General features: G+C 70.1%; 20 protein-coding genes and 2 pseudogenes. 14 read left to right on the forward strand and 8 right to left on the reverse strand.

The features are described from left to right. Positions 1-9 precede the first annotated feature (9 nt). From OG254_RS41140 to OG254_RS41160, 5 genes and pseudogenes are all read left to right on the forward strand, one after another. Positions 10-225: pseudogene (locus tag OG254_RS41140) on the forward strand (SAM-dependent methyltransferase); the annotation flags it as partial. 327 nt (positions 226-552) lie between these two features. Further along, positions 553-2,427, forward strand: a complete 1,875-nt coding sequence (locus OG254_RS41145; protein WP_405592526.1) for a rhamnogalacturonan lyase — start codon at positions 553-555, stop codon at positions 2,425-2,427. Between the two features lie 107 nt (positions 2,428-2,534). Then, the gene (locus OG254_RS41150) at positions 2,535-2,993 is read left to right on the forward strand and encodes a MarR family winged helix-turn-helix transcriptional regulator (RefSeq protein WP_405592528.1); all 459 of its coding nucleotides are present in this window, start codon (positions 2,535-2,537) and stop codon (positions 2,991-2,993) included. A gap of 202 nt (positions 2,994-3,195) precedes the next feature. Continuing rightward, positions 3,196-4,056, forward strand: a pseudogene (locus tag OG254_RS41155) (MFS transporter); the annotation flags it as partial. A 43-nt stretch (positions 4,057-4,099) separates the two neighbouring features. Next, a complete protein-coding gene (locus OG254_RS41160) occupies positions 4,100-4,246 on the forward strand; it encodes a hypothetical protein (RefSeq protein ID WP_405592530.1) in 147 nt (48 codons plus the stop codon). A 135-nt stretch (positions 4,247-4,381) separates the two neighbouring features. Here OG254_RS41160 and OG254_RS41165 read toward each other — a convergent pair whose 3' ends face one another. Beyond that, positions 4,382-7,297, reverse strand: coding sequence for a glycoside hydrolase family 48 protein (locus OG254_RS41165; protein ID WP_405592532.1), 2,916 nt, complete (start codon positions 7,295-7,297; stop codon positions 4,382-4,384). 260 nt (positions 7,298-7,557) lie between these two features. Here OG254_RS41165 and OG254_RS41170 point away from each other — a divergent pair, with 260 nt between their 5' ends. Both OG254_RS41170 and OG254_RS41175 read left to right on the forward strand, forming a co-directional pair. Then, a complete protein-coding gene (locus OG254_RS41170) occupies positions 7,558-9,036 on the forward strand; it encodes a cellulase family glycosylhydrolase (RefSeq protein ID WP_405592534.1) in 1,479 nt (492 codons plus the stop codon). Between the two features lie 30 nt (positions 9,037-9,066). Then, a complete protein-coding gene (locus OG254_RS41175) occupies positions 9,067-10,776 on the forward strand; it encodes a glycoside hydrolase family 6 protein (protein WP_405592536.1) in 1,710 nt (569 codons plus the stop codon). 112 nt (positions 10,777-10,888) lie between these two features. Here the strand turns inward: OG254_RS41175 and OG254_RS41180 are convergent, their stop codons facing one another. Beyond that, entirely contained in the window at positions 10,889-11,659 is a 771-nt protein-coding gene (locus tag OG254_RS41180; protein WP_405592538.1) for a phytanoyl-CoA dioxygenase family protein, read from the reverse strand. Between the two features lie 137 nt (positions 11,660-11,796). On the opposite strand from OG254_RS41180, the gene OG254_RS41185 reads away from it, so the two are divergent. Both OG254_RS41185 and OG254_RS41190 read left to right on the forward strand, forming a co-directional pair. Then, positions 11,797-12,714, forward strand: a complete 918-nt coding sequence (locus OG254_RS41185; protein ID WP_405592540.1) for a class I SAM-dependent methyltransferase — start codon at positions 11,797-11,799, stop codon at positions 12,712-12,714. 108 nt (positions 12,715-12,822) lie between these two features. After that, a complete protein-coding gene (locus OG254_RS41190; protein ID WP_405592542.1) occupies positions 12,823-13,524 on the forward strand; it encodes an SDR family oxidoreductase in 702 nt (233 codons plus the stop codon). Between the two features lie 13 nt (positions 13,525-13,537). Here OG254_RS41190 and OG254_RS41195 read toward each other — a convergent pair whose 3' ends face one another. Then, positions 13,538-14,233, reverse strand: coding sequence for a glycoside hydrolase family 75 protein (locus tag OG254_RS41195; protein WP_405592544.1), 696 nt, complete (start codon positions 14,231-14,233; stop codon positions 13,538-13,540). 205 nt (positions 14,234-14,438) lie between these two features. On the opposite strand from OG254_RS41195, the gene OG254_RS41200 reads away from it, so the two are divergent. Continuing rightward, complete coding sequence (locus OG254_RS41200; protein WP_405592546.1) at positions 14,439-15,050, forward strand: hypothetical protein; 612 nt, start codon at positions 14,439-14,441, stop codon at positions 15,048-15,050. A 157-nt stretch (positions 15,051-15,207) separates the two neighbouring features. Here the strand turns inward: OG254_RS41200 and OG254_RS41205 are convergent, their stop codons facing one another. Then, the gene (locus OG254_RS41205) at positions 15,208-16,041 is read right to left on the reverse strand and encodes an aldo/keto reductase (protein ID WP_405592548.1); all 834 of its coding nucleotides are present in this window, start codon (positions 16,039-16,041) and stop codon (positions 15,208-15,210) included. Between the two features lie 285 nt (positions 16,042-16,326). On the opposite strand from OG254_RS41205, the gene OG254_RS41210 reads away from it, so the two are divergent. Both OG254_RS41210 and OG254_RS41215 read left to right on the forward strand, forming a co-directional pair. Further along, entirely contained in the window at positions 16,327-17,109 is a 783-nt protein-coding gene (locus OG254_RS41210) for a Tat pathway signal sequence domain protein (RefSeq protein ID WP_405592550.1), read from the forward strand. 44 nt (positions 17,110-17,153) lie between these two features. Continuing rightward, on the forward strand, positions 17,154-18,281 hold the full coding sequence (locus tag OG254_RS41215) for a PQQ-dependent sugar dehydrogenase (RefSeq protein ID WP_405592552.1): 1,128 nt from the start codon (positions 17,154-17,156) through the stop codon (positions 18,279-18,281). Positions 18,282-18,297: 16 nt separating this feature from the next. Here the strand turns inward: OG254_RS41215 and OG254_RS41220 are convergent, their stop codons facing one another. Further along, positions 18,298-20,124, reverse strand: coding sequence for an AMP-dependent synthetase/ligase (locus OG254_RS41220; protein WP_351193743.1), 1,827 nt, complete (start codon positions 20,122-20,124; stop codon positions 18,298-18,300). Between the two features lie 250 nt (positions 20,125-20,374). Next, complete coding sequence (locus OG254_RS41225) at positions 20,375-21,874, reverse strand: MFS transporter (protein WP_405592554.1); 1,500 nt, start codon at positions 21,872-21,874, stop codon at positions 20,375-20,377. A 118-nt stretch (positions 21,875-21,992) separates the two neighbouring features. Between OG254_RS41225 and OG254_RS41230 the strand changes: the two genes are divergently transcribed. Next, on the forward strand, positions 21,993-22,964 hold the full coding sequence (locus tag OG254_RS41230; protein ID WP_405595496.1) for an Lrp/AsnC family transcriptional regulator: 972 nt from the start codon (positions 21,993-21,995) through the stop codon (positions 22,962-22,964). A 14-nt stretch (positions 22,965-22,978) separates the two neighbouring features. Here the strand turns inward: OG254_RS41230 and OG254_RS41235 are convergent, their stop codons facing one another. Continuing rightward, entirely contained in the window at positions 22,979-23,842 is an 864-nt protein-coding gene (locus tag OG254_RS41235) for a LysR substrate-binding domain-containing protein (protein WP_405592556.1), read from the reverse strand. Between the two features lie 182 nt (positions 23,843-24,024). On the opposite strand from OG254_RS41235, the gene OG254_RS41240 reads away from it, so the two are divergent. After that, on the forward strand, positions 24,025-25,035 hold the full coding sequence (locus OG254_RS41240) for a bile acid:sodium symporter family protein (RefSeq protein WP_405592558.1): 1,011 nt from the start codon (positions 24,025-24,027) through the stop codon (positions 25,033-25,035). On the opposite strand, the gene OG254_RS41245 is transcribed toward OG254_RS41240, so the two are convergent. Continuing rightward, positions 24,971-26,206, reverse strand: a complete 1,236-nt coding sequence (locus OG254_RS41245) for a DUF4185 domain-containing protein (RefSeq protein ID WP_405592560.1) — start codon at positions 26,204-26,206, stop codon at positions 24,971-24,973. The two genes, OG254_RS41240 and OG254_RS41245, sit on opposite strands and share 65 nt — an antisense overlap. Positions 26,207-26,225: the final 19 nt, after the last annotated feature.

Here is a 26,225-nt window from a genome sequence, read left to right on the forward strand (position 1 = left end):
CCCCGCTGCCTGGTCCCGCTAGGCGGGGCCCGTTTCACCGGTCACGGTCAGGGCCGCAGTCCTCGCCGGACGGTGGCGGATCTGCGCCGGGGCTGGTTCGTCACGGTGCCGCCCGGCGGTGCGCTCGCGGACGGTTTCGCGGCCCGTCTGGCGGAGCTTCCGGATCAGGACCGTCCTCGGCCGGACCCGGTGTTCACGCTGCGGGCGTTTCGTAAGCCCGGGTGATGTTCGCCCGGAGGGCGGTCCAACTGGCGGGCGTCGTCGCGTAGTTGTACGCGCTCGCCCCGCTGCCTGGTCCCGGCAGGCGGGGCCCGTTTCACCGGTCACGGTCAGGGCCGCAGTCCTCGCCGGACGGTGGCGGACCTGCGCCGAGGCTGGTTCGTCATGTGCCGCCTGGCGGCCGGCGGGGCGCTCGCCGACGATTTCGCCGCCCGGCCCGGGCGGCGCCCGCCCGCAGCGCGGCCCAACTGGCCGACGAACGCGGCAACTTACGCACGCACGGCGGCGACTTAGGGAACGGAACCCGTCCGTCCTCCCGAGGAGGTACGTCACGTGCAGCACCCGCGCAAGCACCGTAGACGCCGGGCCGCCCTCGCAGCGACCCTCGCCACCGCCGCCCTGATCGCCGCCGGACTCACCACTCTGAACGGCGCCGGAACAGCCGAGGCCGCCACCGCCCGGCAGGTCGAGAAGCTCGACCGGGGTGTGGTCAGCGTCCACACCGCGAGCGGAAACCTGGTTAGCTGGCGCTGGCTCGGCACCGACCCGAACGACGTCTCCTTCAACGTCTATCGGGCTGGCACAAAGGTCAACTCGACCCCGGTCACCGGCTCCACGAACTACTTCCATTCCGGCGCCCCCGAACAGGCCGACTACACCGTCCGCGCCGTCGTGGGCGGCGTCGAGCAGGCCGACTCCGTGCACGCCGTCCAGTTCCGCCCGGGCTACAAGGACGTCCCCATCAGCCCGCCCGTCGTCGGCACGACCCCCGACGGAGTCGCGTACACCTACGAGGCCAACGACGCCTCGGTCGGCGATCTCGACGGCGACGGCGCCCTCGACTTCGTCCTGAAGTGGCAACCCACCAACGCCAAGGACAACTCCCAGTCCGGCTACACCGGCAACACGATCGTCGACGGCATCAAGCTTGACGGCACCCGGCTGTGGCGCATCGACCTGGGCCGCAACATCCGCTCCGGCGCGCACTACACGCAGTTCCAGGTGTACGACTACGACGGCGACGGCAAGGCCGAGATCGCCATGAAGACGGCCGACGGCACGGTCGACGGGACGGGGGCCGTGATCGGCAACTCGTCCGTCGACCACCGGAATTCGAGCGGATACGTCCTCTCCGGACCCGAGTACCTGACCATGTTCAACGGGCAGACCGGCAAGGCGATGGGGACCGTGGACTACGTCCCGGCCCGGGGCACGGTCTCGTCCTGGGGCGACTCGTACGGCAACCGCGTCGACCGATTCCTCGCCGGTACCGCCTACTTGGACGGCTCCCGACCCTCGCTCATCATGGCCCGCGGCTATTACACCCGTACGGTCATCGCCGCCTGGGACTGGCGGGGCGGTGCCTTCACCCGCCGCCGGACCTTCGACACCAACTCCTCCACCAACACCGGCAAGGGGTTCGACGGCCAGGGTTCGCACAGCCTGTCCGTCGGGGACGTGGACGGCGACGGCAAGGACGAGATCGTCTACGGCGCGATGGCCGTCGACGACAACGGCAACGGCCTGTGGACCACGAAGACCGGGCACGGGGACGCCCAGCACCTCGGCGACCTCGACCCCTCGCACGCGGGACTTGAGTACTTCAAGGTCTCGGAGTCGACTGCCCAGCCCGCCGAGCTGTACATCAACCCGGCCAACGGCACGGTGAACTGGTCCCTCGCCGCCTGCTGCGACAACGGTCGCGGAGTCGCCGGGGACATCTGGGCCGGCAACGACGGCGCCGAGATGTGGTCCGCCTCCGACTCCTCGGTCCGCGACGAGGCGGGCGCCACCAAGGGCCGCGAGCCGTCCTCCGCCAACTTCCTGTCCTGGTGGGACGGCGACACCGTCCGCGAACTCCTCGACGGCACCCACATCGACAAGTACGGCACGGCGTCCGACACCCGCCTGCTGACCGGCTCCGGTGTCTCCTCCAACAACGGCACCAAGGCCACACCCGTGCTCTCGGGCGACATCCTCGGCGACTGGCGCGAGGAGGTCGTCTGGCGCACCAGCGGCAACACGGCGCTGCGGATCTACTCGACGCCGTACGAGACGAACACGAAGATCACGACCCTGCTCCACGACACGATGTACCGCACGGGCCTTGCATGGCAGAACACCGCCTACAACCAGCCCCCGCACCCGAGCTTCTTCCTCGGCAACGGCATGGCCACAGCGCCCAGGCCCGCCGTATATACGCCCTGACCAGGTGAAAAGGCGGTCACCCCGGGCATCGTGCTGCCCCGGGTGGCCGCCTCTCTTACCCAATTTTTAATAGGGAAACTATATAGGCACGTGATATGAATTTGGACATGGAGCGGATGGAGCCGGAAGAGATCGCCCAGGCACTGGCCGAAGTCGCGGGCAGCGTGATCCGCAGCCTCGTGGACCGGCGGGGCATGAGCTTCACGACCGCCTCCACACTGGGGCGGCTGGAGCGGGAAGGCCCCGTCCGGCTGACCGCGCTCGCGGCGGCGGAAGGTGTCGCGCAGCCGTCGATGACCCAGCTCGTGCAGCGGCTGGAGAGCCAGGGGCTGGCCACGCGGGTCAGCGACCCCGACGACGGACGGGTCACCCTGGTCGCCGTCACGGACCTCGGGCGGCAGGTGCTGGCCGAGCGCAGACGGGAGCGGGAGGCACGGCTGGTGAGCCTGCTGGCCACCCTCTCCGAGGACGAGCGAGCAGCGCTGGGCGCGGCCATGGAGACGGCCGTGCCGCTCGTCCGGCGGATGCTGCACGAGCCCGCCCGCCCCGGCGACCTTCAGCGCTGACACGGCCCGACCGAAGCGGACGGCCCGGTCCCGGAACGCAGCAGAGAAAGCAGGCCATGGCCACCGAGGAGACGACCAACCGCAAGGCCGGCACCCACCCCGCCCGGCAGCGCGGACGCACCGCCTGGATCGGCGCCGACCACCCCCGCTACAAGTGGGTGGCGCTGACCAACACCACCCTCGGCATGCTGCTCGCCACCATCAACAGCGGGTCGCCGAACCGATGTTCCCGCTGCGGCTCTTCCGCGACGCGGCCTTCGCGGGCGGCAACCTCGCCGCGCTGCTCGGCGCCATCGCGCGCGGCGGCCTGCAGTTCATGCTCATCATCTGGCTCCAGGGCATCTGGCTGCCGCTGCACGGCTACGACTACGCCGACACCCCGCTGTGGGCCGGCATCTACATGCTGCCGCTGACGGTCGGCTTCCTGGTCGCCGGACCGGTCTCGGGGTATCTGTCGGACAAGTACGGTGCGCGGCCGTTCGCCGCCGCAGGATTCGTGGTGATGGCCGCCTCCTTCGCCGGACTGCTCGCCCTGCCCACCGACTTCGGCTACGGGCTGTTCGCGCTGCTGGTCTTCCTCAACGGCCTCGGCGGCGGTCTGTTCGCCGCCCCCAACACGTCGATCATCATGTCCAGCGTCCCCGCCGAGGCGCGCGGCGCCGCCTCCGGGATGCGGGCCACCTTCCAGAACGCGGGCATGGTCCTGTCCATGGGCGTCTTCTTCTCGCTCATGGTCGCCGGACTCTCCGGCTCCCTGCCGCAGACGCTCACCTCCGGGCTGACCGCACAGGGCGTCCCGGCCGGGGCCGCGCACACCGTCGCCGGGCTCCCGCCCGTCGGCGTCCTGTTCGCCGCGTTCCTCGGCTACAACCCCATCCAGCACCTGCTGGGCGGCAACATCCTCGGCGGACTCCCGCCCGCCAACGCCGCGCACCTGACCGGACGGGAGTTCTTCCCCCATCTGATCTCACAGCCCTTCCACGACGGCCTCGTCGTGGTCTTCTCCCTGGCCATCGCGATGTCCCTGGCGGCGGCGGCCGCCTCCCTGATCCGCGGGCGCACACGACGATGATGGCAGGCGCCAACTCCACGAAAGGACAAGGAAGTTGCCCAACAGCGCCCTCTTCGCTCCGCACCCGGGCGACACCGTCGTCACCAAGCGCCGGGTGGGCGCCTTCGTGGGCGGCGACCTCGACATCGAGCTCAGGGCGGGCGCGATCGACACCCTGATCCTTACCGCCGTGGCGGAGTGAGTTCAGGGGCACGGGGGTCCCTTCTTCGAAGAGGGTGGCGACAGCGTCCCTGAAGGGGCGCGGGGAACTGCGCGACCAGCCACAACCAGCCGATAGTCGCCGTACTCCCGCGCCCCCCAATCGCTCTGCGAACCGCTACTCGAGCAACTCCGCATACGAACCCATGGCCAACGCAATGTCCGCCTGAGCCCAGAACCGGTGATACGTGAACGACGGCGCCGCCCCGCCCGCGAGATACGCCTCGACCTTCGACCAGGCCGGATCGTCCTCGTAGAACGACCGGATCGAGTCGAACGTCGACGACGAGCTGATCGCGTCACCGTTCGGCATCCTGCCGCTCCACCCGCTCGGCACGTAGACGCCGTCGTCGAAGCGGTTGTAGTCGGCCCGCGTCTCCGGAACAGCGATGCCCAGCGCGTCCTGATGGTTGTCCCACATGCCGTCCAGCAGAGCCTTCGCCGTCGTCGCGGCCCCCGTGTCACCGGACCGGTCGGCGTAGTACGTCAGGGTCTTGGCATACGCGGCCGCCACACCGACGTCGTTCGTGTAGTCGGCGACGGTGACATGAAGTCCGGTGTTGGCACCGGGACTTGACGCGTTCCAGGTGTCGGGCTGCCCCGACCACTGGAGCGTCGACGGGATCCGGTACGTGCCGTCCGGATTGACGGTCGTCTCGGACAGCGCCCAGTCGACCCACTTGTCGAGCACGGCCTTCGCGGACGCGTTCCCCGTCTGCTGGTAGTACTCGGCGACCCGCTCCATCGACCACGCCTGGAAGCCGAACCACTGGTTGGACGGCGGGTCGTGATAGACGGGCTGCTGGTCGTAGTACATGCCGTAGAACGTGGACTTCCCGGCCGGCGGCGTCGCATACCGCCCCGCCCAGCTGTTCGTCGCCCCGCCCGCGATCGCGCCCTCGCTGGACTGCAGCCAGCGATAGAACTCGACCTGCCGCTCCAGGGACTTGGCCCAGTCCGCCTGCCCCGTCGCCGACTTGGGCAACAGATCGGCGTAGCTCGCCAAGGCGTACGCGGCCATCGGGTTCTGGTAGCCGCCGTGCGCATGGCTGGAGCCGATGCGCCAGGCCCAGCCCGCCGAGGTGTCGGTGGCGCCGCCCCAGGCGTAGTACCAGGAGAGCAGATAGTGCGAGGCGTCCTTGCCGGTGCCGGCCGGGCAGGAGGAAGCGCCCACACAGTTGCCGACCTTCTTGAAGTACTTGTCGTACATGGCGTAGCGCAGATAGTCGCCCATCTTCGCGGCCTTGCCCACGGTCGCGGAGATCTCGCCGCCCTTGCCCTGCGCGTCGGCCCACTTGTCGGCCCAGTACGCGGCCTGCACCGCACGGGCGTCGGCGTCCGGGGCGTTGGTGAACTTCCACTGCTTCGCGTACGACGCGTCCCCGGTGAACAGGTCCAAGTACCCGTTCGTCCCCCCGTACTTGAACGCGTCGCAGGTCGGCTGCGGCACCGTCTCCCACACCGACTCCTGCGCTCCGCGCTGGAAGGTGTTGAGGTACGACGGCCCGGTGTCGCTCGGCCCGGCCTCGCACTTGCCCGGCGAGTTGCCGTAGCCGTAGACGTTGTCGACGTCCTGCAGCCAGTGCATGCCGTAGACGTCGTCCGTGCCGTAGGCGCTCTTCAGCTCACCCGCGATCGGGTCGGAACCGACCGGGACCGACGAGTCGAGCCGTGCCGGGTACTCGTTCGGGGTGTCCAGCTCGGGCGCGTACGTCGCCGGCTTCGAGGCGTTGTAGAAGGAGTTCGTCGGCTGGTCGGCGTGGGTCGGGATCATGTACTTCTCCATGATGTCCCAGGCCCCGTTGAACTTGGACCAGTCGCCCGTGACCTTGCCGTACATCGCCTGCAGCCAGAGAAGGTAGCTGTAGGCCTCCGACGTGGTCTCATGCCCGTGGTCCGGCGCCTCGACGATCAGCGTCTCGACCGAGTGGTAGGGGATGCCCTCGGGCGAGAAGTAGCCGTTCGCCGGGTTGGTGATCTTCCCGTACAGCTCCAGGAAGCGGGCGTCGTACGCCTTCGTCGCCCCGATCTGGGTGACCGTGACCGACGCCTTCGCGTGCCCGTTGGCCGTCGACTCGAAGGTCGCCGCGCCGGTCCCGGAGGCGTCGGCGGTGACGGTCACCTTCTGGGCGGTGCTCCAGTTCGAGGGCGTGAAGGTGAGCGAGGCGCCGCCGGTCACCGACAGGCCGGAGTTGCCGCTCGTGCGGGCGGTTGTGACGGTGACATCGGCCGACGGCCGGGTCGACAGCTTGACGTCGTACGTCGCCGTCTTGCCTTGCTGGACCGGGAGTTGGGCCGGCGCGGCCACCACGGCGGGACCCGAGGCGACCGTGATGCCGACCGGCGTGGACTCCGCGGACGCGCCCAGGCTGTCGTACCCCTTCGCGAGAAGCGAGTGACCGCCCACGGCCAAGCTTGAGACCGAGAGCGAGTACGGCGCCGTCGTGTCCGTGCCCAGCAGTGTGGTGTCGTCGTAGAACTCGACCTTGCTGATCGTCGCGCCGTCCGCGGCGGCGGCCGTGGCCGCCAGCGGGACCGCGTCGCCCTGCGAGTAGATCGCGCCCGCCGCCGGGCTGGTCAGCACGGTGATGGGGGGCTGGTGGGCGCCGGTGCAACTCGTGCCGTTGATCGCGAAGTTCGCCGGGGCGGTGTTGCTGCCGCTGTAGGTGAACTGCGCGCCCGTCGTGACCGCCGCTCCGGCGGCGATCCGCCCGTTGTAGCCGGCGTCCTTCACGGTGATCGACTGACCGGACTGGGACCAGGTGCCGTTCCAGCCGTTGCTCAGCTTCTGGTTGCCCGAGTAGCCGTACGTGAGCGTCCAGCCGTCGATGACGTCAGTGCCGCGGTTGCTGAGGGTCAGATCCGCGGTGAAGCCGGAGCCCCAGTCGTTTGTCCGGTAATCGACACTGCACTGAACTGCCGCTGCCTGAACGGGTGTTGAACCCGTGCTCAGCATGGTCAAGGGGAGCGCCAGGGCCGCTGCGACGGCCGTCCACAACCGTCGTACGGTGCTGCGTCTGCGTGGGGGATGCATGTGCTGGTTCCTCCTTGCGGCTCGGAGAAGTCAAGGCTTGAACCAGTGGGAGCAGTGGGAGCGCTCCCATAGTGGAGATGAGGGTGCAAGGGGTCAAGGTGCTTGAAGAGTCGAAAAGATTCGACGAATTCCGTTGAGCGAAAGTCAGTAACTCCTCTGTCCTTTACCGTCACTCGGCGCTAGCTTCATGGACACCAGTGGGAGCGATTCCATCAGTCGGCGCGTCCGCCACGGCGGGCCCGATCTGCAAGGAGTCGCTCATGCGACACCCCCCGCGTTCAGTACTTTTAGCCGTCACCGGCGCGGTCGCCCTCGTCGCGGCCGTGACGGTGCCAGTGGTCACGGCACAAGGAGCCACACCCGCGTGCACGGTGGAGTACTCCGTCACCGGTCAGTGGGACAGCGGCTTCCAGGGTGCGGTGGAGATCACCAACAACTCGGCGCCCGTGAACAGTTGGAGCCTGAGCTTCGACTTCGCGAGCGGCCAGAAGGTCACCCAGGGCTGGAGCGCCAAGTGGTCCCAGTCCGGTACGACGGCGACCGCGACCAATGAGAGCTGGAACGGTGCGCTCGGCACCGGTGCGAGCGTCGGCGCCGGGTTCATCGCGTCCTGGTCGGGGAACAACGGCGTACCGACCGCGTTCAAGCTCAACGGCACGACCTGCAATGTCGACGCCGAGCCGTCGCCGACCGATCCGACCGATCCGCCGGACCCCGGTGACGGGACCGTGCCCGCCCTGCACGTCTCCGGGAACAAGTTCGTGGACGCCGACGGCGCCACCCGTCGACTGCTCGGCGTCAACCGTTCCGGCGGCGAGTTCATGTGCGTCCAGGGCTACGGCATCTGGGACGGCCCGGTCGACGACGCCGCCGTCGAGGCGATCGCCGACTGGAACGCCAACACGGTCCGCATTCCGCTGAACGAGGAGTGCTGGCTGGGCCTGTCCAACATCAAGCCCGAGTACGGCGGAGCGAACTACATGGCCGCCGTCAAGGACCTGGTGGCCCGGGTGAAGGCGCACGGCATGACGCCGATGCTCGAACTCCACTGGTCCTGGGGCCAGTACACCGGCAACTCGGCGGGCTGCTCCGACGTGCACGCCAGCTGCCAGAAGCCGATGCCCGACATGCAGTACGCGCCTGCCTTCTGGGCGTCGGTCGCGAGCACCTTCAAGGACGACCCGACCGTCGTCTTCGACCTGTTCAACGAGCCCTACCCGGACCGCGCGACGTCCACGACCACCCAGGCGTGGCAGTGCTGGCGCGACGGCGGCACCTGTCCCGGCATCGGGTACGAGGTCGCCGGCATGCAGGATCTCGTCGACGCCGTACGGGCCACGGGCGCCGGCAACCCGATCCTGCTGGGCGGGCTCGCGTACGCGAACGACCTGAGTCAGTGGCTGACGTACAAGCCCACCGACCCGGCCGGCAATCTCGCCGCCGCCTGGCACGTCTACAACTTCAACACCTGCGCGAACGAGAGCTGCTGGAACTCCACGCTCGCCCCGGTCGCGGCCCAAGTGCCGCTGGTGGCAGGGGAGATCGGGGAGAACACCTGCTCGCACTCCTTCGTGGACCGGGTCATGAAGTGGTTCGACGACCGGGACCTGTCCTATCTCGGCTGGACCTGGAACACCTGGGACTGCTCCTCGGGCCCGGCCCTGATCTCCGGTTACGACGGAACCCCCACGTCGTACGGCATCGGGCTGCGCGACCATCTGCGCGCCCTCGACGGATAACTCCTCTCACTCAAGAAGGAACCCGCACTCATGAGTCGTACCAGAACAGCGATGCTCGCCGCCCTGGCGCTGGTCGCCGGGGCCTCCGGTACCGCGCTCGCCGCTGACCCCGGCGGAATCGGCGCGGCCGCCGTCCCCTGCACCGTCGACTACAAGGTGCAGAACCAGTGGGACACCGGCTTCACCGCCGCCGTCACCGTGATCAACCAGGGCGCCGCCAAGGCGAGTTGGGCGGCGAAGTGGTCGTACGCCGGAAACCAGAAGGTCACGAACGGCTGGAACGCGAAGATCAGCCAGAGCGGCGCCGACGTCACGGCGGGCAACGAGACGTACAACGGCACGCTTGCGACCGGCGGTTCGGTCAGCTTCGGCTTCCAGGGCTCCTACAGCGGCACCAACGCCCTCCCGGCCACCTTCACGCTCGACGGTGTGACCTGCAACGTCGACGACGGTGGCGGCCCCACCGACCCACCGGACCCGACCGGCCCGCGGGTAGACAACCCGTACTCCGGCGCCAAGGTGTACGTGAACCCCGAGTGGTCCGCGAAGGCCGCCGCCGAGCCGGGCGGCAGCCGGATCGCGGGCCAGCCGACCGGTGTCTGGCTCGACCGGATCGCCACCATCAACGGCGTGAACGGCCGTATGGGCCTGCGCGCCCACCTCGACGAGGCCCTGACCCAGAAGGGCTCCGGCGAACTGGTGGTCCAGCTGGTCATCTACAACCTGCCGGGCCGCGACTGCGCCGCCCTCGCCTCCAACGGTGAGCTCGGTCCGACGGAGCTCGGCCGGTACAAGACCGAGTACATCGACCCGATCGCCGCGATCCTCGCCGACCCGAAGTACGCCTCGCTGCGGATCGTCACCACGATCGAGATCGACTCGCTGCCGAACCTGGTCACCAACACCGGCAGCCGTCCGACGGCCACCCCGCAGTGCGATGTGATGAAGGCCAACGGCAATTACCAGAAGGGCGTCGGCTACGCGCTGGGCAAGCTCGGTGACGTGGCCAACGTCTACAACTACATCGACGCCGGGCACCACGGCTGGATCGGCTGGGACGACAACTTCGCCGCCAGCGCCACCGTGATGAAGGAGGCCGCCACCTCCGAGGGCGCCACCGTCAACGACGTGCACGGCTTCATCGCCAACACGGCCAACTACAGCGCCCTGAAGGAGAACAACTTCACCATCAACGACTCCGTCGGCGGCAAGTCCGTCCGCGAGTCGAAGTGGGTCGACTGGAACCGGTACACCGACGAGCTGTCCTTCGCGCAGGCCTTCCGCGGCCAGCTGGTCACGACCGGGTTCAACTCGGGCATCGGCATGCTGATCGACACGTCGAGGAACGGCTGGGGCGGCAGCGCACGGCCGGCCGGTCCGGGCGCGACGACCGACGTCGACACGTATGTCAACGGCGGCCGTTACGACCGTCGTATCCACGTCGGCAACTGGTGCAACCAGTCCGGCGCCGGGCTCGGTGAGCGTCCGCAGGCCAGTCCGGCGGCCGGGATCGACGCGTATGTCTGGATGAAGCCGCCGGGGGAGTCCGACGGTTCCAGTAGCGCGATCCCGAACGACGAGGGCAAGGGCTTCGACCGGATGTGCGACCCGACCTACACGGGCAACCCGCGCAACGGCAACAACCTGTCCGGTGCGCTGCCGGGCGCTCCGCTGTCGGGGCACTGGTTCTCGGCGCAGTTCCAGCAGTTGATGCAGAACGCCTACCCGCCGTTGTCGTAGTGCCTTGAATGGGGACTGCGGGTCCGTCGTGGCTGGTCGCGCCCACGCGGCGGAGCCGCAAATGGATGCAGCCCCGCGCCCCTGAAGGGGCGCGGTAGTCGCCGGGGTCTGGTCAGTTCTCCTGGGCCAGGCCCCGGCGGATCGCGAACTCCACCGCCGAGTAGTTTCCGTCGGCCCGCTCCAGCTCCAACGGCTGCGCCGGGTGCAGCGGCGGCTGGGCCATGAAGCGTGGGTGGGTGCCGTGGTGGGGCTGGGCCGCGTGGACCAGGAAGGGGTGGCAGAGGTAGACGTCGCCGGGGTGGCCGGTGGCGTAGGCGAGTGGGCGGTGGGCGCTGGCCTCGGCGACCTTCGGGCCGAGCTCCAGGAAGGAGGCGCCGGCCTCGCCGTACGGGGCCAGGACCGGGGGTACGTCGAGATGTGAGCCGGCCCGGATGCGGGTCGGGGCGTTGTCCTCGGTGACCTCGCTGAACAGGAACAGCATCAGCAGCGCTCGGCCCTTCGAGTGCACATTCGTGTGCGGGTGCTCGGCGCCCTCGGGCACATAGCTGCCCTCGATGTGCCAGCCCGCGTCGTCCGGCTCCTCCTCGTGCGGGAACCGCAACGGGAAGCTGCCCAGCGAGTAGCGCGACTGCCAGCGGCCGTCACCCACCAGCACATCGAAGGCCTCGTGCAGGACGGGCGTGTTCACGGCGGCCGCGAACGGGCCCTGCGCCATGTCGTACACCCAGTGCACCGGGTCCTTCCAGGTCCCCGGGTCCTGAGGGTCGTACCCCGTCTCCCGCCACAGCAGCCGGGCGCAGTGCTCGGCGACGCGTGGCGGAAAAGCGCCCTCGATCTTCACGAACCCGTCCTCGAGGAAGCGCTCCACCATCTCGTCGTCCATCGGGCCATGGTGGGCGACCGTTGCCCGCCGCCGCATCCCATTTTCTTTGCCCCGTTTTTGCCGCCACGGCAAGGACAGTGGCCCCGGGGCGGTGCGGGGGAGCAGGCTGGCGGCAAGCGGACGAGAGGCTGACCACCATGGCGCACGAGGACCACCGGCACCACCGGGACGACCACCAGCAGGGCCACCATCACGCCCACTCCCATGATCACTCCGACATCGACTGGAGCGAGATGGGCCCGCTGCTGGAGGCGCAGGCGGAGCTGTTCATGCCCCTGTACGAGCACGCCATGGCCTGGCTGGGCAAGCGCCAGACCGAGCCGGGGCTGATCGTCGACGCGGGCAGCGGCCCCGGCGTCGTCGCCTGTCTGCTCGCCGACACCTTCCCCGGCGCCCGTGTCGTCGCCGTCGACGGGTCCGAGCCGCTCCTGGAGCGCGCCCAGACACGGGCCGAGCGGCTCGGTGTCGCCGACCGCTTCGGCACGCTGACCGGTGAACTCCCCGGCGTCCTCGACGAGTTGGAGTATCCGGTGGATCTGCTGTGGGCCGGCCGCAGCCTGCACCACCTCGGCGACCAGCGCGCCGGCCTCACCGCGTTCGCCGCGCGACTGGCCTACGGCGGCACGCTGGCCCTCCAGGAGGGCGGTCTGCCGGCGCGGTTCCTGCCGCGGGACATCGGCTTCGGGCGGCCGGGACTGCAGGCGCGGCTCGACGTGCTGGAGGCGGAGTGGTTCGCGCGGATGAGGGCCGAGCTCCCCGGCTCCGTCGCCGAGACCGAGGACTGGCCCGCGCTGCTCGCCGCCGCCGGCCTCAGGCCCAGCGGCACCCGCACCTTCCTCCTCGACCTGCCCGCCCCGACCACGGACCGCGCCCGCGCCTACGTCGCCGCCTCCCTCACCCGAACCCGCGACGGCATCGGCGACCAACTCGACGCCGACGACCGCGCGGCCCTCGACCGCCTTCTCGACCCGGACGACAAGGCGAGCGTGCACCACCGCCCCGACCTGTTCGTGCTGGCGGCGCAGACGGTGTACACGGCGGTCCGGACGAGGTGACAGCGCGGACGCGGGCCGGCGGCGGGGCTTGACTTAGAGAGCTCTCCAAGTGATGGACTCCCTGTCGTCCGAACCGGGTTCACAGACCGCATCACAGGGGGAATCACCATGACCGACTCTCCGGTCGCACTCATCACCGGCGGCGGCAGCGGCATCGGCGCCGCCGTCGCACGGCAACTGCTGGACGCCGGGCACCGGGTCACCGTCACCGGCCGCGGCGAGGCGCGGTTGCGGGCGTTCGCCGAGCAGCTCGGTGAACCGGAAGGACTGTTGACAGTCGTCGGGAACGCCGCCGAGTACGCCGACGTACAGGCGGCGGTCGACGCGACGCTGAAGGCGTTCGGCCGACTGGACACGGTCGTCGCCAACGCCGGGTTCGCCACCCACGACTCCGTCGCCGAGGGCGACCCCGAGGGGTGGAAGGAGATGGTGCTGACCAACGTCCTCGGTCCCGCCCTGCTGATCCGCGCCTCCATCGACGCCCTGAAGGAGACCCGCGGCCGGATCGTCCTGGTCGGCAGTGTCGCCGGGTTCGTGCCCGGGCCGGGCAACATCTACGGGGCGACGAAGTGGGCGGTGACCGGGCTCGCCGAGAACACCCGGCGGCAGGTCACCGACTGGGGTGTGGGCGTGACCCATATCGCGCCCGGCCGGGTGGAGACGCCGTTCTGGGACAGCTACGGCAGCCTCCCGCCGGGGCATCTGCTGACCGCCGACCAGATCGCCGACTCGGTCGTGTGGGCCGTCCGGCAGCCCGACGGCGTGGATGTGAACACCGTCGTCGTACGACCGATCGGACAGCCCAACTGACGCATGCCCGGCCTCAGTTGTTCTGTATGAACTCCTTCGCCAGCCGCTCGCCCAGCGTGACCGCCGCGCTGTGGTTCTCGATGGGCGAGACCTTGGAGTTCTTGAAGAGGATGTACGTGACGCCGGAGTCGGTGCCGCCGGTCTCCGGGTCGGGGTCGATCCCGAGCCTCTCGGCGGCGGAGTAGGAGGCCTCGCCGATGATCTTCTCGGGGCCGGTGTCGCCGACAACGGCGTACAGGACCTGGTTGCCGCGGATGACTGCGACGACCCCGCCGCCCTTGATGCCGGCCGCCGAGTAGTTCCAGGTGCCGCTGATGCTGGGGACGACGACGTAGGGCAGCGTGTCGGAGCGCAGGGGTTTGCCGTCGGACTGGTGGAACGCGGTGTCGGGCAGGAACCAGGGGTCGGTGTCCTCGTTGCACTTGGCGGTGCGCTGGCCGTCGCAGTCGATGTCCATGTCGGCCTTCCAGAAGACGGCGCCGTTCTTGCCGCAGACCGGGATGGTGGCCGACGTCTCCTCGTCGGTGCGGTATTTGCCGTTCGAGATCTGCGAGCAGGACGTCACCTTCGCGAGCAGGTCGGCCGCGCTGACCGACCCCTCCCGGAGCGAGGGCGGTTGCGGGTGGCCGGAGGCGGTCGTGGGGAGCAGACCGGCGCCGAGCAGTGCGGCGCCGGAGGCCGCGGCCAGGGTCAGTGTTCGGATGCGCACTGTGGGGGACCCTTCTGTCAGGAAGTTCTTCTGTTAGGAAAGTTTCCTTATCGGGTGCCGTACAAGGTGGCCCTCTTTACGTGACCCCGTCAAGACCTGGCGCGTGACCTCGGGTCCGCGGGTGCTGATTGCGGCGCCATCACGCCGGTAGAACACTGGACATGCCGAAGATGTCGGATGCGTGACCGGGTTTTCGGGAGGTGCCATGTTCGTACGGGCCATCTACACGACCGGCGATCCCACGAAGATCGACACGGCCATCAGGGCGATGAACACAGAGGGGCGGGACCTGCTGGAGGACCGTCCGGGATACCGCGGAGCGAGCGTCTTCGTGGACCGCACGCTCGGGAAACTGCTCGCGGCCAGCTGGTGGGAGTCGGAGCGGGCCCGGCGCAACAGCGACGAGGTGCTGCGGGAGCGGCGGGCGGCGATGCTCGACCCGTTCGCGGGGACGCTGTCGGTCGACAACTTCGAGGCGCTGGTCTTCCATCAGGCGCGGCAGCCGCAGGCGGGCGGCGGACTGCGGCTCACCAGGCTGGAGTTCGACCCCATGGACACCGACCTGCTCGCCGACACGTTCCGGGCGACGGTGGTGCCCCGACTCGAAACCCTTCAAGGTCTGGCCAGGGCCTCCCTGCTGGTCGACCGGGAGCGGGGGCGCGGCATGGTCGGGGTGATCTTCGTCGACCAGCCGTCCCTGGCCGCGTCCCGCTCGGCCCAGGCATCGGCCCGGCACGAGGGCGCGGCCAAGGCGCATGTGACCGTGACCGGGCTGGAGGAGTTCGAGGTCGTCTTCACCGACGTGCGCGGCGAGTGAGGCGCGGGGCGCGGGCGGCGGGCCGAGGCCCCAAAAGCCGGTATCGGCAAGGGAGTTGGCCCCTGCTGGGCGGCCCCACGTACGCGTCCGCCCGCCGTTCGGTCGAGCGGCGGGCGTTCGGGTGTGCGGTGGCGGGGGACTCGCCGGCGCGCGGGCCTCAGCCGCCGAACGTCGCCGGGTCCGGACCGATCCGACGGTCCTCGTTCAGTGCGCTGATCGCCGCCAGGTCCTCGTCGTCCAGGCTGAAGTCGAAGACCTCGATGTTCTCCTTGATGCGCGACGGCGTCACGGACTTCGGGATCACGACGTTGCCGATCTGGAGGTGCCAGCGCAGCACGATCTGGGCCGGGGTGCGGCCGTGCTTCTGTGCGATGGCGACGATCGCCGGGACCTCCAGCAGGCCCTTGCCCTGGCCGAGCGGCGACCAGGCCTCGGTGGCGATGCCCTGCTCGGCGTGGACCTCACGGGAGGCGTGCTGCTGAAGGTGCGGGTGCAACTCGATCTGGTTGACCGCCGGAATGACCGACGTCTCGCCGATCAGCCGCTCCAGGTGCTCCGGAAGGAAGTTGGAGACGCCGATCGCGCGGGCGCGGCCCTCGGCGTGCAGCTTCTCGAACGCCTTGTAGGTGTCGACGGCCTTGCCGCGCGAGGGCAGCGGCCAGTGGATGAGGTACAGGTCGACGTAGTCGAGGCCCAGCTTCTCCAGTGACTCGTCGAAGGCGCGCAGGGTGCTGTCGTAACCCTGGTCGCCGTTCCAGAGCTTGGTGGTGACGAAGATGTCCTCGCGGGGGACGCCGGAGGCGGCGATGGCCTGGCCGGTGCCCTCCTCGTTGCCGTAGATCGCCGCTGTGTCGATGCTGCGGTACCCGGCCTCGAGCGCGGTGCCGACCGCCTTCGCCGCCTCGTCGTCCGGCACCTGCCAGACGCCGAAGCCCAGCTGGGGCATCTCGACGCCGTTGTTGAGGATGATCGGGGGGACCTTGCTGCTCACGAGCTCTTGATCCTTACGGTTGTCGTCAGGTTGTACTCACATCGTCAACGATCACGGGTCGCCATGCATTCCTGACGGTGGAATCCGTCGCGGGAACTCCTGCAACTGACCGGCGGATCAGTTGCGGTGCGGCGAGATTGGCCGGAAACGCATCCGACGTCATCGGTCCGGACCATTGACCGTGGACCGTCATGCCGCGACTCTGTATCGCGCTACGAACGTGTTGATGAACCTGGTGCACGGATGTGAACGCGTCACCCTCACCCTCACCCCGAAGGAGCAGTCTTGAGCAGCAGCCGTAGAACCCTGCTCGGCGCGGCCCTCGGCGGCGCGGTCGGCGCCACCGTCGGTCTGCCCGCCACCCCCGCGAGCGCCGCGTCCTGGCAGCTGAAGTGGTCCCCCTCCGCGAGCTCCGACGGCCTGCGCGCCTTCGAGACGCTGGAGGACGACCGCGCCGACTCGCACCCTGCGGGGCAGCCGCACATCCGCCCGGACGGCGACAACTGGCGCTTCACCATGCACACGGTGGACCGGGACACCAGTACCGACCGCCAGCGCCAGGAGGTCACCGGACTGCGCACGTCCTCCGGCTATCTGAAGTGGCTGCCGGGCCAGACCTGGCGGGTGACGTACTCCATGTACATCCCTAGCTCGCTGAAGGCCACGACCACCTTCACGCACATCATGCAGATGAAGCAGCCCGGCACCGGCTCCTCGCCGATCGTCGTGCAGTCGCTGCGCCGGGTGAACGGCGCCCAGACCATCGAACTCCAACTGCCCATCTCGGGCACCCTCATCGGCCGCACCTCCCTGGGCCCGCTGCACGACACCTGGACCGACGTCGACTTCCAGATCAAGGTCGGCGACGGCTCGTCCGGCTCGGTGCGCTGGATCCTCAAGAGCGCCGGCACCACGCTGATCGACAAGTCGCGCAGCGGCGTCGACACCTTCCTGGCCGACCGGGTGCGCCCCAAGTGGGGCATCTACCGCAGCCTCGGCGACACTTCGGGCTCCCTCCAGGACTGCCACCTGCTGCTCAGGAACCTCCGCGGCTACCAACTCGTCTGAGCCCTGCCCGCTCGACCTCCCCCCACCACTTGGAGGTGGCCCCCATGTACCTCAGCACCGCCAGACGCCGTCCCCACACCGGCGTACTCCTCACCGCCCTGTCCGGCCTGCTGTTGTCCCTTCTCACCGCAGCCCCGCCGTCCCGTGCCGCCGACGCGGCGTACGACCTCCGCAGCGGCGCCGCGGACGGCGGCGTGCCCTCCTCCATAGACACGCTGTCGACCGGCTGGACCATCCCCTGGGGCACGGAGTGGATGCCCGACGGCGCCAGTGCCCTGCTCACCGAGCGCGACACCTTCAAGGTGTTCAGGCTGACCAAGGAGGGCACCAGGACCCAGGTCGGCAGTGTGCCGAATGTCGTCACCACCGGCGGTGAGGGCGGGCTGCTCGGCGTGGCCGTCGACCCCGACTGGGGCACCAACCACCGCGTGTACTTCATGCACACGGCCGCCGAGGGCAACCGCATCGCGCGCATGACCTACGACGGCAGCAGCCTGAGCGGCTACACGATCCTGCTCCAGGGCATCAAGAAGAACCGCTACCACAACGGCGGCCGCCTCGCCTTCGGCCCGGACGGCTACCTCTACGCCTCCACGGGCGACGCCCAGAGCGCCGCACTCGCCCAGGACAGGAACTCCCTCAACGGCAAGATCCTGCGCCTGACGACCGACGGCGCGCCCGCCCCCGGCAACCCCTTCGGCAACCACGTCTACTCCCTGGGCCACCGCAACCCCCAGGGCCTCGCCTTCGACCGGGGCGGCCGGCTGTGGGAGGCGGAGTTCGGCAACAGCGCCTACGACGAGCTCAACCTCGTCAAGCCGGGCGCCAACTACGGCTGGCCCACCTGCGAGGGCACCTGCTCCGTGACCGGCATGACCAACCCGAAGAAGACCTGGCCCGTCTCCGAGGCGTCCCCGAGCGGCATCGCCATCGTCGGCAACGTCGTCTACATGGCCGCCCTGCGCGGCGAACGCCTGTGGCGCATCCCGATCGACGGCGACACCGAGAACGTCGGTGCGGCGAGCGCGTACTACGTCGGGAGCTACGGCAGGCTGCGCACGGTCAGCAAGGTGCCGGGCGCCGACCAGCTGTGGCTGTCGACGACCAACTGCGACAACAACGGCGGTGAGCCGGCCGGCTCGGACAAGGTCCTCCGCGTGACCATCGGCTGACCGGCCCGGCGCTCGCTCAGGCCTGGTAGAGCGCCTCGACCTCGCCCGAGTACGCGTTCTCGATCGCCTTGCGCTTCAGCTTCAGCGACGGCGTGAGCAGCCCGTGCTCCTCGGTGAACGGCTGGGCGAGGATACGGAAGGTACGGATCGACTCGGCCTGGGAGACCAGGGTGTTGGCGGCGACGACCGCGCGCCGCACCTCGGTCTCCAGGTCGGGATCGCGCACCAGCTGGGCCGGCGTCAGCTGGGGCTTGTCGCGCATCATCAGCCAGTGCTCCACGGCCTCCTGGTCGAGCGTGACCAGGGCGGCGATGTACGGGCGGTCGTTGCCGACGACGATGCACTGCGAGACCAGCGGATGGTCCCGGACGCGCTCCTCCAGAACTCCCGGCGAGACGCTCTTGCCGCCGGAGGTGACCAGGATCTCCTTCTTGCGGCCGGTGATGGTGAGGTAGCCGTCCTCGTCGAGGGAGCCCAGGTCACCGGTGGCCAGCCAGCCGTCGTGCAGGGCCTGGTCGGTGGCCTTCGGGTTGTTGAGGTAGCCCTGGAAGATGTTGGCGCCGTGCAGCCAGATCTCGCTGTCGTCCGCGATGTGCACGGTCATGCCGGGGATGGGCTGTCCGACGGTGCCGTAGCGGGTGCGTCCGGGCGGGTTCGCGGTCGCCGCCGCCGTGGACTCGGTGAGGCCGTAGCCCTCGTAGATGTGCACGCCCGCGCCCGCGAAGAACAGCCCGAGGCGCCGGTCCATCGCCGAACCGCCGGACATCGCCTGCCGGATGCGGCCGCCCATCGCCGCCCGCATCTTGGAGTAGACGAGTTTGTCGAACAGCTGGTGCTGCATGCGCAGGCCCGCCGACGGGCCGGGCCCGATGCCCCACGCCCTGGCCTCCACGGCGTCCGCGTACTTGACGGCGACCTCGACGGCCTTCTCGAAGGGGCCGGACCGCCCCTCCTTCTCGGCCTTGCGGCGGGCGGCGTTGAAGACCTTCTCGAAGATGTACGGCACGGCGAGGAAGAAGGTCGGCTTGAACGCGGCGAGGTCCGGCAGCAGGGCGGCCGCGTTCATCTGCGGCTGGTGGCCGAAACGGACCCGGCCGCGGATCGCCGCGACCTGCACCATCCGCCCGAAGACGTGCGCGAGCGGCAGGAACAGCAGGGTCGCCGCCTCGTCGCCCTTCTTGGAGTGGAAGACCGGCTCCCAGCGTTCGATGACGGTGTCCGCCTCGTACATGAAGTTGCCGTGCGAGATGACGCAGCCCTTGGGACGCCCCGTGGTGCCGGAGGTGTAGATGACGGTGGCGGTCGAGTCCGGCGTGACGGCCTGCCGATGGCGGTGGACAACGTCGTCATCGAGGTGGGCGCCGGCGTCGTACAGCTCCTGCACCGCGCCCGAGTCCAGCTGCCACAGCTGGTGCAGCTGAGGCAGCCGGTCGATGACGGTCGCGATCGTCATGGCGTGGTCCTCGTGCTCGACGATCGCGGCCGAGCACTCGGCGTCGTACAGCATCCAGAAGCACTGCTCGGCCGAGGAGGTGGGATAGATCGGCACCACCTGCGCGCCGATCGTCCACAGCGCGAAGTCGAAGAGCGTCCACTCGTAGCGTGTGCGGGCCATGATCGCGACCCGGTCGCCGAACCGGATGCCCCGGGCCAGCAGGCCCTTGGCCAGGGCCAGGACCTCGTCGCGGAACTCGGCGGCGGTGACGTCCCGCCAGTGGCCGTCCTCGTCCTTGCGGCCCAGGACGACATACAGCGGGTCCTCCTGGGCATGCTGGAAGACGACGTCGGCCAGGCCGCCCACCGGCGGTGCCAACGCCAACGGAGGGTTGGTGAACTCGCGCAAACCCCGCTCCCCGCTCCGAATGCCTCGGCTGAAAAGCTCCGCTCAGCGCCGTGAAAGCTACCCCACCCGCCGTGAGGGCGGGAGGGGGTAGGAAGCCGAGCGAGGCTCAGGTACGCACAGGTCAGCGCAGGAAAATGCGCTCACATGGGGAAGGGTCGGACAGAAAACTGACGGTTGAGTAAGTTTCGGACCCGTAATCTCCACCGAATCTGTACGACCCGATTACCGGGTAGGGGTCCTTTCGATCATGTCATCCCCGGCGTGCCGTCGTCTCCTCTGTAAGCGCACGAGTGGCCGAACCCGTCACTGAGGTCTTGGTCACGGCCGGCCTCCTGACCAGGACGAGCACCAGCACCCCGGCCACGGCCGCCGTCGCCCACGCCGCCACCGCGACCGAGTTCAGCCCGTCGGCGAAGGCCGCGCGCAGCGTCTCCTCGCCGAAGGTGCCCCGCAGCGCACCGGCGCCGCCGCCCGCGAGGGCATGGGCCGCCTCCTCGGGCAGCGTGTCCCGCATGCGGGACGTGAGCACGGTGCCGTAGAGCGCGATGCCGAGCGCGTACCCGAGCTGCCGGAAGGTGTTCACCGCACCGCCCGCCATGCCCGCCCGCTCCGGCGGTACGGCGGCCAGCGCGGCCCCCGCGATGCCGGGCGACACCAGCCCCGTACCGACGCCCACCAGCACCAGCCCCGGTATCAGGGCGCTCGCCGTCGACCCGGCGTCCAGGGCCGCCATGCAGTACTGGCCCGCGCCGATCAGCAGCAGCCCGCCCCCGATGGTGAGCCGCGCCGGCACCCCGTGCAGCAGCCGCCCGCCGACCGCCGCGACCACGAACGACGCCAGCGACAGCCACAGGAACACCGCACCGCCGCGCACCGGGCTCATCCCGAGGAGCGTCTGCAACCAGATCGAGGTGTACGCCATGGCACCGAACGCCGCCGCGTTGAAGGCGAGCCCACCCGCCATCACCCCCGAGAACGCGGGCCGCAGGAACAGCCGCGGATCCAGCAGCGGATCGGCGACCCGCCGCTCGACGACGACGAAGCAGACCAGCGCCGAGGCCGCCCCGCCGAACCACGCGAGGGTCCCGGTCTCGCCCCACCCATGGCTGCCGGCCCGCACGGCTCCGTAGGTCAAGGCCCCCGCGAACGCCGCGAACGTCACCGTGCCCGCCCAGTCGATACGACGGCCCCGAGCGCCCCGCGACTCCGGCACCACCCGCAGCGTCAGCCACACCGCGACGACGCTCACCGGCAGATTGACGTAGAAGATCCACCGCCAGCCCGGCCCGTCGGTGAGCAGCCCGCCGGCGATCGGACCGACCGCGGCCGCCGCCCCGCTGACCGCACCCCACACGCCGAGCGCGATCGAGCGCCGCTTGCCCTGGTAGACGGAGGCCAGCAGCGGCAGCGTCGTGGCGAACATGGCCGCCGCGCCGATCCCCTGGAGCCCCCGGGCGGCGACCAGCATCCCCGGCCCGGTCGCGACGCCGCACAGCAGCGACGCCAGCGCGAACACCACCACGCCCACGACATGGACACGCCGCCGCCCCAGCACGTCGGCCGCGGCCCCCACCCCGAGCAGCAGCGCGGCCAGCGCCAGCGCGTACCCGTCCATCACCCACTGCAGATCACTCAGCGACGCGTCCAGCGCCCGAGCCATGTCCGGCAGCGCGACGATCGCGATCGTCACGTCCAGCAACAACATGAACGTGCTCAGGCACACGGCCGTGAGCGGCCCCCATGTGCGCATGTCTTCGTCCCCTCCTGTGCGAGTTGTGTATGCGTCCGTACGATGGGCCGCGAGCGGCCGAATACGGTTGCATGAGGCGTCCAAACGCCGGAACCCGACAGGAGATGCCGTCGTGAGGATGGAATCCGACGTCTTCGACGAGCTCGATCTGCAACTGCTCGACGCGCTGGAGGTCAACTCCCGGGCGTCGTTCGCCCGGCTCGCGGAGGTGCTCGGTGTCTCCGACCAGACCGTGGCTCGCCGCTACCGCCGCCTGTGCGCCGAGGGCGGCCTCAGGGTGGTCGCCGTGCGCGACGCCGTGCGCCTCGGGCAGGACCAGTGGACGCTGCGGCTGCGCTGCGTCCCGGACAGCGCCCAGGCCATCGCGGACGCGCTCGCCAAGCGGCCCGACACCAGCTGGATCGGCATCGCCTCCGGCGGCACCGAGGTCATCTTCGGCACCCGTCCGCGCAGCCCGGGCGACCGCGACGACCTCCTGCTCGGCAAACTGCCGCGCACGCCGCGCGTCCTGGAGATCAGGGCCTACCAGATCCTGCACCGCTTCTACGGCGGGCCGTCGGGCTGGCTCAGCAAGTTCCGGGTGCTCACCGACGAGCAGAAGGCCGCGCTGCGGCCCGCCCCCGGCGCCGCGGGACCGGCCCGCATCGACCCGGAGGACGAGCCTCTCGTGGCCGTCCTGGAACGCGACGGACGCGCCGGCTACCCGGAGCTCCAGCGCGCCACCGGCCGCTCGGAGTCCGCGGTCAAGCGCCGTCTCGCCGCGCTGCTGGCGTCCGGGGCGGTGTACGTCGACGTGGAGTACCACTCGGAGACCATCGGCTTTCCGATCGCCGCCGTCCTGTGGATCACCACCACACCGGCCGCTCTGAGCGCGGTCGGCAAGGCCCTCGCCGCCCACGACGAGATCGCCCACGCCGCGGCGATCGCGGGCCCGTGCAGCATCGTGGCGACGGCGGTGGTGCGGAACACGGCGGACCTGTACGCGTACCTGAGCGGCCCGCTCGGGCAGCTGGACGGGGTGCAGCACGTGGAGTCGTCGGTGTTCCTACGGCGCGTGAAGCAGCTGACGTATCAGATCCCGCCGCGCTGAAGCGCCCGGAGCACTCACCGCCGGTGCAGCCGATCCCCACCCGCCAGGATCGCCGCCGCCAACGCATCCGCGGCCCCTTGAGCCGCCGTCCGTCGCCGCCCGTGCACCAGCACGAAGTCCACCCGCCCCAGTCCCGGCAGCCCGGACCGTTCCGGCACCCGCACCAGCCCCGGCGGAATCAGCCCCCGAGAGTGCGCCATCACCCCGAGCCCGGCCCGCGCCGCCGCGATCAGCCCGTTCAGGCTGCCGCTCGTGCACACGATCCGCCACTCCCGGCCCTGCCGCTCCAGCGCCTCCAACGCCAGCGCCCGAGTGATCCCCGGCGGCGGATAGACGATCAGCGGCACCGGGCGGTCCGGCTCCAGGCGGAGCCGTTCCGCGCCGATCCACACCAGCCGGTCGTGCCAGACCAGTTCGCCGTGCGGATCCTCGGGGCGTCGTTTCGCGAGCACCAGGTCCAGTTTCCCGGCGGCGAGCTGCTCGTGCAGAGTGCCCGAGAGCTCGACCGTCAGCTCCAGGTCGACCTCGGGGTGTTCGTACCGGAAGCCCTCCAGGATCTCCGGCAGCCGGGTCAGCACGAAGTCCTCGGACGCGCCGAAGCGCAGCCGGCCCCGCAGCCGGGTACCGGTGAAGAACGCCGTGGCCTGCTCGTGCACCTCCAGGATCCGGCGGGCGAAACCGAGCATCGCCTCGCCGTCCTCGGTCAGTTCCACCGAGTGGGTGTCCCGGGTGAACAGCGGCCGCCCGGTGGCGTCCTCCAGGCGCCGCACATGCTGGCTGACCGTCGACTGGCGCAGGCCCAGCCGGCGGGCGGCCTGCGTGAAGCTCAGCGTCTGGGCCACCGCGAGGAACGTACGAAGGTGGGAGGGGTCGTACACGCCGCCAGGCTACCCCTTTGTCATCGCGGAACGTGATGACAGTCAGAGTGGTATGCGGGATTCCCGATCGCTGACCGCCGGAGGACGATGGAGAGGGCACGTCCGTGCCCGGAACCGGAAGTTCAGCGACGCTGACAGCGACGTAGTGGAGCACAGTGAAACGCCTGCAATGGCCGCGTTGGATGCCGATCGACCCGTACATCCTGCTGTTGCTCGGGACGGTGGGCCTCGCGGCTCTGATCCCGGCGCGCGGGACGGGAGCCGACGTGGCGTCCGGTGCCTCCACGGCCGCGATCGCCTTCCTCTTCTTCCTCTACGGCGCCCGGCTGTCCACCCGTGAGGCGATGGACGGCCTGAAGCACTGGCGGCTCCATGCCACCGTCCTGGCCTGCACCTTCCTGATCTTCCCCCTGCTCGGTCTGGCCGCCCGCGGCTTCGTCCCGGTGCTGTTGACCCAGCCGCTCTACCAGGGCCTGCTCTTCCTCACCCTTGTCCCGTCGACCATCCAGTCGTCCATCGCCTTCACCTCGATGGCCCGCGGCAACGTGCCCGCCGCGATCTGCGCGGGTTCGTTCTCCTCCCTGGCCGGCATCGTCGTCACCCCGCTCCTCGCGGCGGCCGTGCTCGGCAGCAGCGCGGGCTTCTCGGCCGACTCGGTGGTCGAGATCGTGCTGCAACTGCTGGTGCCGTTCGTCGCCGGGCAGGTGCTGCGCCGCTGGATCGGAGACTTCGTCGCCCGGCACAAGAAGGCCCTCGGGCTCGTCGACCGCGGCTCGATCCTGCTGGTCGTCTACACCGCGTTCAGCGAGGGCATGGTCCAGGGCATCTGGCACCAGGTGAGCCCGCTGCGGCTCGGCGGCCTGCTCGCCGTCGAGGCGGTGCTGCTGGCCGTGATGCTCGCCCTGACCTGGTACGGCGCCAAGGCCCTGCGCTTCAACCGCGAGGACCGCATCGCGATCCAGTTCGCCGGCTCGAAGAAGTCGCTGGCCGCCGGACTGCCCATGGCGAGCGTCCTGTTCGGCGCGCACGCCTCGCTGGCCGTGCTGCCGCTGATGCTCTTCCACCAGATGCAGCTGATGGTCTGCGCGGTCATCGCCAAGCGCCGCGCCCACGACGCCCAGGAGACGATCACCGTGTCGGCATCGCCCGCAGAGTCACGAACCGCGGTCGGTACAGGGACACGTTCCGGTTGAGCTGGGCCGCCGCGCTGCCGGTGTCGAGCCAGTTGACGTCGTAGCTCAGCACCAGAGCGCCGTCGCCGCTCAGTTCGGGGTGCACCTGCGGGTTGTAGGCGGCGACCTGGCCGCCCGGCGGCAGCGACGGGCTGAAGTCCTTCGTCGGCCCGCGCCACGGGCCGACGGGCGAGCAGGCCCAGTACGAGGTCACACTCGTCAGCCCGTCGGTGCCGGCGGCCATGGTGAACAGCAGGTACGTCCCCCGCACCCGCGCCACCGAGAACGCGCTGCCGACCCCCGTGCCCTGCCCGTCCCCCAGCACCGGTCGCCACCGCTTCCCCGGCTTCGCCCACGCGGAGCCGTTCCAGTACTGCCAGGCCCCCGGCTCGGCGAGCCGCCCTTCCGGCACGCGCGCGACGTAGGCGTGCGAGACCGGACGGGAGGCCGCCTGACCGTCGTCGCCGCCGAAGACGTAACTCCAGCCGTCCTCCTCGACCAGGGTCGTCCCGAACAGGACCCGCCGTGCGGGATCGGGCACCAGTTGCTGGTCGAGGACCCTCACGACCGACTCGACCCGCAGCTCCGGCAGCGAGAGCGTGGCCACCTCGGTGGCGGTCGGCACGCCGTAGATCCACGGTGACTGCCCGGCCGTGCGCACCCACAGCAGCACCCGCAGCACCCGCTCCGAGGAGCCGGGGGAGCGGGGCTCGACGCGGGCTGCGACCGGCCAGCGCCACTGGTTCGGGGCGGGATCGGGGAACAGCGGAGCCGGGAGCGTGCTCTGCAGACGCCCGTCGCGCATGACGACCGCCGAGTTGCGCACCAGGGGAGCGGACGCCTCCCGCCAGGTGTAGGACTCGCCGAACGGGTTGGGCGGCGCGTGCACCTGCCCGAGGTAGGTGTCCGAGAACAGCCACAGCATCCGGCCGTCCGGCAGCCGCACCGAGTGCGTGCCGTCGCCGCCGGTCCAGTCGTCGGTGCGGGTCGGGTCGTCGCCGTAGCGGGCGAACTCGGCGGTCAGGCCCTCGTCCGCCGACCAGGACGCGACCGAGTGCGGTGCGCACGCGCCACCGCCCTCCCGTTCGCCGTCGTCCGGGAGGGCGGTGAGCAGCACGGCCGCGAGAACCAGGGCCAGCAGGAATCCGAGGCCGGTTCCCGTGCGCTGCCGTGCTCGTGTGTCGTCGGGCACGGCAGGGACGTTAGTGGCC

Source organism: Streptomyces sp. NBC_01092 (genome assembly GCF_045039535.1).
GTDB lineage: Bacteria > Actinomycetota > Actinomycetes > Streptomycetales > Streptomycetaceae > Streptomyces.

Coding starts and splice junctions, on each gene's coding strand:
- OG254_RS41150 (WP_405592528.1), top strand. CDS start 2,535: ATGGAGCGGATGGAGCCGGAAGAGATCGCCCAGGCACTGGCCGAAGTC.
- OG254_RS41165 (WP_405592532.1), bottom strand. CDS start 7,297: ATGCATCCCCCACGCAGACGCAGCACCGTACGACGGTTGTGGACGGCC.
- OG254_RS41170 (WP_405592534.1), top strand. CDS start 7,558: ATGCGACACCCCCCGCGTTCAGTACTTTTAGCCGTCACCGGCGCGGTC.
- OG254_RS41175 (WP_405592536.1), top strand. CDS start 9,067: ATGAGTCGTACCAGAACAGCGATGCTCGCCGCCCTGGCGCTGGTCGCC.
- OG254_RS41180 (WP_405592538.1), bottom strand. CDS start 11,659: ATGGACGACGAGATGGTGGAGCGCTTCCTCGAGGACGGGTTCGTGAAG.
- OG254_RS41185 (WP_405592540.1), top strand. CDS start 11,797: ATGGCGCACGAGGACCACCGGCACCACCGGGACGACCACCAGCAGGGC.
- OG254_RS41190 (WP_405592542.1), top strand. CDS start 12,823: ATGACCGACTCTCCGGTCGCACTCATCACCGGCGGCGGCAGCGGCATC.
- OG254_RS41200 (WP_405592546.1), top strand. CDS start 14,439: ATGTTCGTACGGGCCATCTACACGACCGGCGATCCCACGAAGATCGAC.
- OG254_RS41215 (WP_405592552.1), top strand. CDS start 17,154: ATGTACCTCAGCACCGCCAGACGCCGTCCCCACACCGGCGTACTCCTC.
- OG254_RS41225 (WP_405592554.1), bottom strand. CDS start 21,874: ATGCGCACATGGGGGCCGCTCACGGCCGTGTGCCTGAGCACGTTCATG.
- OG254_RS41230 (WP_405595496.1), top strand. CDS start 21,993: ATGGAATCCGACGTCTTCGACGAGCTCGATCTGCAACTGCTCGACGCG.
- OG254_RS41240 (WP_405592558.1), top strand. CDS start 24,025: ATGCCGATCGACCCGTACATCCTGCTGTTGCTCGGGACGGTGGGCCTC.